This is a genomic window from Plantactinospora alkalitolerans (assembly GCF_015690345.1).
In the GTDB taxonomy this organism is placed as follows: domain Bacteria; phylum Actinomycetota; class Actinomycetes; order Mycobacteriales; family Micromonosporaceae; genus Plantactinospora; species Plantactinospora alkalitolerans.
The window spans coordinates 26650-35140 of record NZ_JADPUN010000262.1 but is presented as its reverse complement, the minus strand read 5'-3'; the positions used below and the strand labels follow the sequence as shown (position 1 = coordinate 35140).

Annotated in this window: 7 protein-coding genes; 4 read left to right on the top strand and 3 right to left on the bottom strand. The window is 69.7% G+C overall.

All coding sequences use genetic code 11. The features are described 5' to 3' along the window. Positions 1 to 677: FGGY-family carbohydrate kinase (locus I0C86_RS30630; protein WP_255527878.1), on the top strand; the 677-nt coding region annotated here is incomplete at its 5' end. An 83-nt stretch (positions 678 to 760) separates the two neighbouring features. On the opposite strand, the gene I0C86_RS30625 is transcribed toward I0C86_RS30630, so the two are convergent. Then, positions 761 to 3313 (bottom strand): acylase, encoded by a 2553-nt coding sequence (locus I0C86_RS30625; protein WP_407676371.1) that lies wholly within the window; start codon positions 3311 to 3313, stop codon positions 761 to 763. 303 nt (positions 3314 to 3616) lie between these two features. Here I0C86_RS30625 and I0C86_RS30620 point away from each other — a divergent pair, with 303 nt between their 5' ends. Next, positions 3617 to 4681, top strand: a complete 1065-nt coding sequence (locus I0C86_RS30620; protein WP_196204795.1) for a tetratricopeptide repeat protein — start codon at positions 3617 to 3619, stop codon at positions 4679 to 4681. Positions 4682 to 4993: 312 nt separating this feature from the next. After that, positions 4994 to 5500: a twin-arginine translocation signal domain-containing protein gene (locus I0C86_RS30615; RefSeq protein ID WP_196204794.1), complete on the top strand. Its 507-nt coding sequence runs from the start codon at positions 4994 to 4996 to the stop codon at positions 5498 to 5500. A gap of 24 nt (positions 5501 to 5524) precedes the next feature. Here I0C86_RS30615 and I0C86_RS30610 read toward each other — a convergent pair whose 3' ends face one another. Then, positions 5525 to 6175, bottom strand: a complete 651-nt coding sequence (locus tag I0C86_RS30610) for a response regulator (protein ID WP_196204793.1) — start codon at positions 6173 to 6175, stop codon at positions 5525 to 5527. Further along, positions 6172 to 7299, bottom strand: coding sequence for a sensor histidine kinase (locus I0C86_RS30605; protein WP_196204792.1), 1128 nt, complete (start codon positions 7297 to 7299; stop codon positions 6172 to 6174). Before I0C86_RS30605 ends, I0C86_RS30610 begins: the two co-directional genes overlap by 4 nt. Before the next feature lie 163 nt (positions 7300 to 7462). On the opposite strand from I0C86_RS30605, the gene I0C86_RS30600 reads away from it, so the two are divergent. Further along, entirely contained in the window at positions 7463 to 8362 is a 900-nt protein-coding gene (locus I0C86_RS30600) for a hypothetical protein (protein WP_196204791.1), read from the top strand. Positions 8363 to 8491 lie beyond the last annotated feature (129 nt).

The following is an 8491-nucleotide window of genomic DNA, read 5'->3' as shown; positions in this document are numbered from 1 at the left end:
TCTCGATCGGGACCTCGGGGACCGTGTTCAGCGTGGCGGATGCTCCGGCGGCCGACTCCTCCGGCGCGGTGGCCGGGTTCGCGGACGCGACCGGGCGGTTCCTGCCGCTGGTCGCGACGTTGAACGCGGCCCGGGTGCTGGATGCCGCGGCGTCGCTGCTGGGTGTCGGGCTCGACGAGTTGGCGAAACTGGCGTTGTCGGCGCCGGCCGGGGCCGGTGGGCTGGTGATGGTCCCCTATCTGGAGGGGGAGCGGACGCCCAACCGTCCGCAGGCGACGGGCGCGGTGCACGGCCTGACGCTGCGTACGTCCACGCCGGCTCACCTTGCCAGGGCGGCGGTGGAGGGGATGCTCTGCGCGCTCGCCGACGGGCTGGACGCGCTGCTCGCCCAGGGCGCGACCGCGAACCGGGTCATCCTGGTCGGCGGCGGGGCCCGGTCCGAGGCGGTGCGCCGGATCGCGCCGGAGGTCTTCGGCTGTCCCGTACTGGTGCCCGAGCCGGGGGAGTACGTCGCGGACGGGGCCGCCCGGCAGGCCGCCTGGGTCATCCAGGGTGGGTCGCAGCCACCCACGTGGTCCGCCAGCCAGCCCGAGGAGTACGCCGGCACGGCCGTCCCGCAGATCCGCGAGCAGTACGCCAGGGCCCGCGACCTGGTCCTGGACCGCCAGACCGGCTGAGTGTGACGTTCGCCGAACCGCCCGACCGCGCCAGCTCGTCTGGCACGGCCGGGCGGTCGGGCGGTTGTCGTCCTCGGGATCGGCTAGGCCCGCCGGAAGTACGCGATGCACGCTCCCTGCGATCTGAACGCCGGTTGCGCGAATGCTCGCCATCCGCCGTTCACGCAGTCGCGTTCGTCTTCCCGGACCCGGTACGTGCGCAGATTCGGGTCGGCCGCGATCTGCGCCTCGGTGTACTTGATGGTGTCCCAGCCCTTGCGGGAGTAGAGCCGGGTCTGGTCGGCGTAGTACGGCGAGTTCGGGTTCGCCGACTGTGAGTACGAGAGAATCTGCCGCCCCGACGGTCCGTTCCGGCCGAACTCGACGGCCATGACGAACGACGAGCCGTGCATGATCTTCGGGTAACCGACACCGGGCGTGAACGAGGCGCTGATGGCGTTGAAGATGCCGGCGCCACCGGGGCCGCCGTGGATCGGTACCTGCTCGCTGCCGCGCGGTTCGGTCTGCACGGCGCTGAGCGGGGCGTCCAGTGGAATGCCGGCCAGCTTCTGTACGGCGTTGGCGAGGGTGGTCAGGATCCTCGGATCATCGGTGGCGAGGATCCGGGGAGTGTTGACCGGATCGGTCACCACGAACCGGTCCTGGAACGGGATGGGGCCGCTCCGCACGAACTCGGTGAACAGGTGGCTGCCCCGGCTGTCCAGGTCGACGCGCAGGTCCCAGCCGCGCAGTGCCGCGCAGGCGGCGGTGAGGTCGACGGTGGCGCCGTTCGACGCCGTGGCGCGCGGCGTCGCCGTACAGAGCGCGACGAGGTCGTCCCTGAACAGCTCACCGCCGTAGACCCGGTTGCCGAACTGGACCTGCCAGAGCTTCTCGACGCTGAACCTGGTGCCCGGCAGGCCGTCGGTGCCGGCGATCCGCTGCTGCACCTGGAGCAGGCCAAGCCGGGTACGCAGGCTGCGTGGCCTCTGCTCGGGGCCGATGATTCGCGGGTAACCGGTCAACGGCTGTTCCGGGTTGGTCAGCCAGTGGCTGTCGTTGGAGTTCGTGACATAGTCGGTTCGGAACAGCACCGGCAGGTGTGCCGGGCCGAGGATCCCGGGCACGGCGGCGTCGGGGTCGGTGCCCAGCCCGCACGCCGAGGTCGAGCCGTCGAGCACCGCGTCACCGCTGGACGCGTACTCCTCCTTGAACCGGTCCGGGATGCAGGTCGCGGCGAGTTCGTCGGTGACCCGTGGGATGACCGAGTGGTCGCCGTACATCGCCTCGCCGGTGGCGTCTGCGGCGATGACGTTGACCCAGGGCAGGAACTGGTACCGGTCGAGGACCTTCTTCAGCTCGCGTACCGTCCGGGCCCGGCCCATCTGGAGCCAGCCGTCGATCGCGCGGCCGTTGTCGGCGTTGACGTCGGTCATCGCGTACGCCGTCGTGGTCGTCCACGCCAGCGCGTCGGGGAGGGAGACCACCGGCCCGTACAACGTGTCGTACAGGGTCCGGGTCACCGGTTCGGTGCCGCCGCCCGGCGTCGGTACCTGGACCGTCACGGTGCGTCGGGTCATCTTCCGGGGTCGGCCGTCGTAGAGGTACGACGTCGGGTCACCGGGTACGAGCGTCAGTTCGTGCAGCACGGACCGCGCGGCGGTGGAGACGGTGTGGCTCCAGCCCACCGTGGCGTTGTGGCCGATCTGGACGATCGGGCTGCCGATCAGCGCCGCCCCTTCCACGTCGTACCCGCCTGGGATCTTCAGGTGCATCCGGTAGAACCGGTCGGGTCCGTCCCACGGAAAGTGTGGGTTGGCAAGTAGCATCCCGGCGCCGCTCGTCGTCGCCTCGCCACCCAGCCCGTAGGCGTTGCTGCCCAGCGCGGAGCCGGTATCGCCCGGTGCGCCATCGCCACCATCATCGCCACCGCCGGCCTCGTCACCGCCACCGGCGGCCTCGTCACCGCCACCGGCGGCCTCGTCACGGCCCGCGCCCGCTGGCCGGATCACCCGCGACAGCGCCGTGGCGATGTCCGTGGTGCTCGGCGTCGTGCTCCGAGCCGCGCCCGCTGCCGGTGGCGTCGCCTCGACGATCCAGTCGCGCGCGCCGAGGGAGCCGGATCGGATCATGTTGGCCCAGGTGGTCCGCCACAGGTCGAGGGCGCTGATCTGCCGGACCCATGGCTTCGCGCGACACTGCGGGTCCGTCAGGTTCGCCGCCCCGGTCTTGCGGAGGTGGTTGTTGTAGCCGGCGGCGAAGCCACGAACGAGGTCACGGGCCTGCCGCGACGGTGCGTCCACCCCATTCGGGGTGCCGGCGAGCATCCGCTCGACGACCCTGTCCTCCTTCGCCTTCTGGAAGAACAGGTCGCTGCGCACGTTCGGCTCGTCGGCACCGAAGTGCCGTGACCGGCTGGCGTCGACGGTGACCACCTGCTCGGCGATCAGGCAGATGTTGTCCTCGGCCTGTACGTTGCCCGCGCCGAAGCCCAGGCTGGCGAAGTTGGCGGCGGTAATGTGCGGCACCCCGTACGACGCGCGCCGGATCTGCGCCGAGTACCCGTGACTCGTCGTGGTCGTCGCGTCGGCTGCCGGTGCGACTCCCGGCACGAACCCGACGATGAGTAGGACGGCGGCAATCGTGGCGCCGCCGATGCGGGTGAGCTGTCTCCGGTGCACGTCGTCCCGCCGGACGACGGCGTGCCCTGCGCTGTCTTCACCTGTCATGTCAAGAAAGCTAGGTGCGGTGCCACCCATGGGGCATCGCCCGATAGTTGTCATCCCGTGGATGTATGGCGCCGGTCGGCCAGGTGGAACCAGGGCATGGGCGGGCCGGAACGGGCGAGTTCCGTGACGTTCCGGCGTCCGCGGCGCAAGACAGCGGAAGATACGTTATGTAGTCGAGTCGCGGCACGGTGTAGCTTCCTTACGGCTGCTCTGACTGCCGAGGAGGGACCCATGGACCAGACCAATGCCGAACGTCTCCGCCGCGCGGCGGTGTGCCGGGACGCATTCGAGTTGTTGTTGACCGGCGAGCCGGAGTCGGCCGTCGGCCAGCTCAAAGGGCTCGCGGAGGCTGCCCCGGGTGCTCCCTACCGGATCGAGGCGGCGTTCCTTCTCGCCTTGGCGAAGGCGGTCCCGTACACGCACCGACAGCTCGCGAGCAGTGTGGACGGGTTACGGATCGCCGCCGAGGGTGACCATCCAATCTACACGCCTGCGGCGAAGCTGCTGCTCGCCGGCCACTGGACCCGGATGGAGAACTACGAGCGGGCGACGGAGTTGTGGCATGCGCTCCTGGAGCCGTACCGGCTCGGCTACAGCGCGGTCGCCTGGTTCCACATCGCCCTGAACCACGAGCGGGCGGGCGACCATGACAAGGCCCGCGACGCGATGGCCCAGGCACGGGCCACCAGCGACCCGCAGTACGCCCCGAAGGCGATGAGCTGGATGATCACCTACTACAACAACCGTGGCCGGAAGGATCGGGTCGAGGCGCTGGCCGAGATCGCGTTCGACTTCCCGGACGATCCACTGGGTCTCGACAGGTACATGCAGAAGAATCAGCACGTGGTCATCGGCCGGCAGCGGTTGCTCGACCTGGCCGAGCCCGGCGGCGTCCTGGCCGGTGCCCAGATGCTCGCCCAGGCCAACGGGATCAAGGACGACCCGCTGCCGATCGTGCTCTCCAACGATCTTCAGTTCCAACCCACCCCGATGCCCGGGGTCGACCTGCCGTGGTTCGAGCCGTACCTGCGCCACCAGCCCGGCACCGAGGCCCTGATGACCACCGCCCACCAGGCGCTGGCGTACGCCGACTATGTCTGTACCCAGGCCGCCATCCAGTACCTGGAGCAGAACGACGGGCCGGCGAACGTCTTCGCGAACATCGTGCAGTACCCGACGAAGTTCCCCTGGGGACCGTTGATGCACGAGAGCATCCGCCAGCGGATGATCAACGTTTTGAACGCGCCCGACGACTTCATCCCGACGGAGTGGCCGACCATCCGCAATTCCGAGTGAACGGAGTGACGACGCGAAAAGACCAATACCTAGAGCGACCGACGCCGCAACCTTCCACAGATCGTCCGGCGCCCAGGTACGGATCATCGTCTCGTTCACAAATCCAGATCATCCGCACCTAGACGATCACCCAATCAGAAACGCCCTGATCATCCGCTGTCAGCGCGGAAGGCCGGGGTTCGGCCGACCGGCTCAGCCAAAGGGTGGGGCGGGACCTGTGGATTCGCACTCCAACGATCGATGTGGACGGGCGGGCCGCCGCCGTACGGTCGGTCGGTCCAATCCGTACGAGATCTTTGTGAGGTGTTTCCCATGACAGGTCACGTGGACCGCAGGCGGTTTCTCGGGCGCGCCGCCGGTACGGGCGCTGCGGTCGGCGCACTGGCGGTCGGCGCCGCGCTGAGCACGAGTGAGATGGCCGAGGCCTCCCCGACCGGCCACGGAGGGTCCAGCAGCCCGGTGCTGGGCACCTGGCGCGGTGTGGTCACCCTGCCGCACGAGGAGGAGGTCGCCCTGTTCACCTTCCTGCCGGGCGGCTTCTTCCTGTCGTTCGCGCAGGGCATCCACATCGCCACCGGACGGTGGGAGGCCACCGGACGGCGTACGGTCACCTTCACGCTGTGGCAGGTGCTGCCGGACGACCTGAGAGGGTTGCCACACCGCTACAACGGCGAGGTTCGGGCCCTGCACCACGCCCGGGTGGACGGCGACAGGCTGACCAGCGATGGCACGTTCCGGGCGCTCGACATCGACGGCAACGAGCTCAGTCGTGGCCCCGTCAGCACCAGGGCGACGCGGTTCGACATCAGCACCTTCTGACCCGGCCTGAGGCGCGGGCGGCGCTCAGCTGACCAGGCCGGCGTGGTACGCGAGGATCGCCGCCTGCACCCGGTTGGTCAGTTGCAGCTTGGCGAGGAGCCGGCTGACATGGCTCTTCACGGTGGCCTCGCTCAGGTGCAGGCGCCGACCGATGTCGCTGTTGGTCAGTCCTTCACCGACGGCCACCAGTACCTCCCGCTCCTTGTCCGTGAGCACCCTCAACTGGCGGACGGCCGCCTCGCGGCGCGGGCTGACCGGCTCGGCGAACCGGTGCAGCAGCTTGCGGGTGACCTGTGGGGAGAGCATGGCGTCCCCGGCGGCGGCGCTGCGCACGGCGGCGGCCATCTGGTCGGCGGTGGCGTCCTTGAGCAGGAAGCCGACCGCGCCGTGCCGCAGCGCCGTCTGGACGTACTCGTCGAGGTCGAACGTGGTCAGGACGACGACTTTCGGCGGTACCGCGAACCGGGACAGTGCCGCGGTCGCGGTGAGGCCGTCGGCGCGGGGCATCCGGATGTCCATCAACACGACGTCGGGGCGCAGGGCGTGCGACTGCCGCACCGCCTCGTCGCCGTTCCCGGCCTCACCCACGATGTCGATGTCGTCGTAGGCCTCCATGATCGTGCGGAGCATGGCGCGGACCATCCACTCGTCGTCGACGATCAACAGCCGGATCATCGCAGCACCTCGCTCACCATCGGCATCCTGGCCAGCACCTCGAACCCGCCTCCGGGTAGCCGTCGGGTGCGGAGCGTGCCCCCGACCAACCGGACGCGTTCGGAGATTCCGAGCAGCCCGTGCCCACCGCCGGGAGCCACGTCCAGCATCGGGGCGCTGCCGCTGTCGCGGACGACCAGCAGCACGCCGTCGCCGTCCGTACCGACGGTGACCGTGGTCCGGGCGTCGCTGGCGTGCTTGTGCACGTTCGTGAGAGCCTCCTGGACCACCCGGTAGACCGCGTGCTCCACCAGGGCCGGCGCCCGCAGCCCGTCCTCGACCCTCAACTCGACCGCCAGGCCGAGCGCCACCGACGAGGCGACCAGTTCCTCAAGGTCGTTAACCCCCGGCTGCGGTCGCAGCGGCGCGGCGGCGCCGTCGCGTAACACCCCGACCAGCGTACGAAGCTCGTTCAGCGCGGCGCGACCAATGCCCTGGATCTGGCTCGCGATCGCCACCGCGTCCCGCCCCTGCGCCGACTCCAGCGCCGTGGCGTGCAGCACCATGAGGGACACCCGATGGGTGACCACATCGTGCATGTCCCGGGCGATCTGGGCCCGCTCCTCGGCACGGGCCTGGTCGATCCGCAGCCGCTCCTCGCGCTCGTTGCGCAGGGCGCGCTCCTCCAGACTGGCCAACACCTCCCGACGGGACGTCAGATAGAGACCGACCAGCACGGGCCCGATACAGAGCGCGAAGCTGATCGGTACGGCCGAGTCACCACCGCCCGCCCGCCACAACGGCCCGGTCACGAGGGCCAGCATGGTGGCGGTGAGGACGACCCGGTGCCAGGCGGAGCGGACATGGGCGCCGAGGGAGAACTGCGCCATCAGCAGGGCCGGGTACGCGCTCACGACACCCCAGCACAGCAGAGCGGAGCCGTACAGCAGCATCGGACGACTGCGCCGAACCAGGACGGCGAGTCCGGTGAGGATCCCCAGTACCACGTTGACCGCCAGCGGCGCCCGCTCGTTGACGAGCGGGGAGCCGTTGAAGAGGCCGGACTGGAGACCATCCCAGGCACCGGCCAGTACGCAGACCGCGGCGAGTAGCACGTCGACAACGCGACGCTGCCCAGGCCCCATACCGGAAGACTACTGAGGTCGGCGGCACCGCGCCTCCACCGTCGGATTCAATCGAAAGTAGCGTCCGTCGCCGGATCCGCCGACCATCGACCACCGATCCGGGTCACATCGAGCGATGCCACCCAGCTCGGGCGAACCTAGTTTTTCAAACATGGATCCCGACATGCCACCTGGTTCCGGCAACCCGACCGGCCATGAGGCCACGCCTCGGGCGCTCACGATGTTGCACTGGGCCTTCGCCTGCTTCGCCCTGTTGAACGTGGTGCTGCTGCTGAACGGCTCCGGCCTCGTCGTGCTCCGGACGGCAGCCCTCGTCGGCTACTCGCTGGCGGCCGGGTTGTCGGTGTCGGCCGCGCTGCGCGGACCGGAGCGCAGCCGCCGGGTCACGATCGTCCTGCACCTGGCCATGGCGGTGCTTCAGTTCGTGTTCAGCATCCCGGTCCTGATCGCCCTCCTCGGCATCCCCCTGTCGATTGCGATCCTGGCGCGGAGCCGGCCACAGTTTCCCCGGATGTCGCCCCGGACCCGCAAGATCTGGCTCGTCCTGCACGTCGGGTTCAGCGTCGGATGGCTCGGTGTGGCGCTCACCATGACCGTGCTGGCGATCATCGGCTCGGCCACCGCCTCCCACACGATGCGACACGGTGCGTACGAGCTGCTGCACGTCGTCGACTTCACGGCCGCGATCCCGTCGATGTTCCTGTCGATCATCACCGGCCTCGTCGTGTCACTCGGCACGAAGTGGGGCCTCGTCCGGTACCGGTGGGTGATCGTCAAGTTCGCCATCTCGGTCAGCATCCCGCTGTTGGCCGGCACCCTCGAAAGCGCGCTGGCGGACGAACTCGCCCTGCGTACGGTCGACCCGGCCGGCGAGCCGGGTGGGACCGCCCTCGCCCTGACGGCCTGCCTGGCCACGTTCACCGTCGCCCTGTGGGTCGCCACCATCCTGTCCGTGGTGAAGCCGTGGAGCCGGACCCGCTGGGGCCGCGCCGCCGACGCGCGGGAACGGCAACAGCGCCGCCGACGGGTCGAGCACGTTCCCGAGCCCACCGCCATCGGTTGAACTCCGATCGCCGCTGTGCCTTCGGGATCGGTGGACGTGCCGGCTCGTGCCGGATCCCGGTCATCCCGAAGGAGCGGTGTCGCGCCCACCTCCCACCAGCCGGACCCCGGCACCCCGCATCTCGAAACG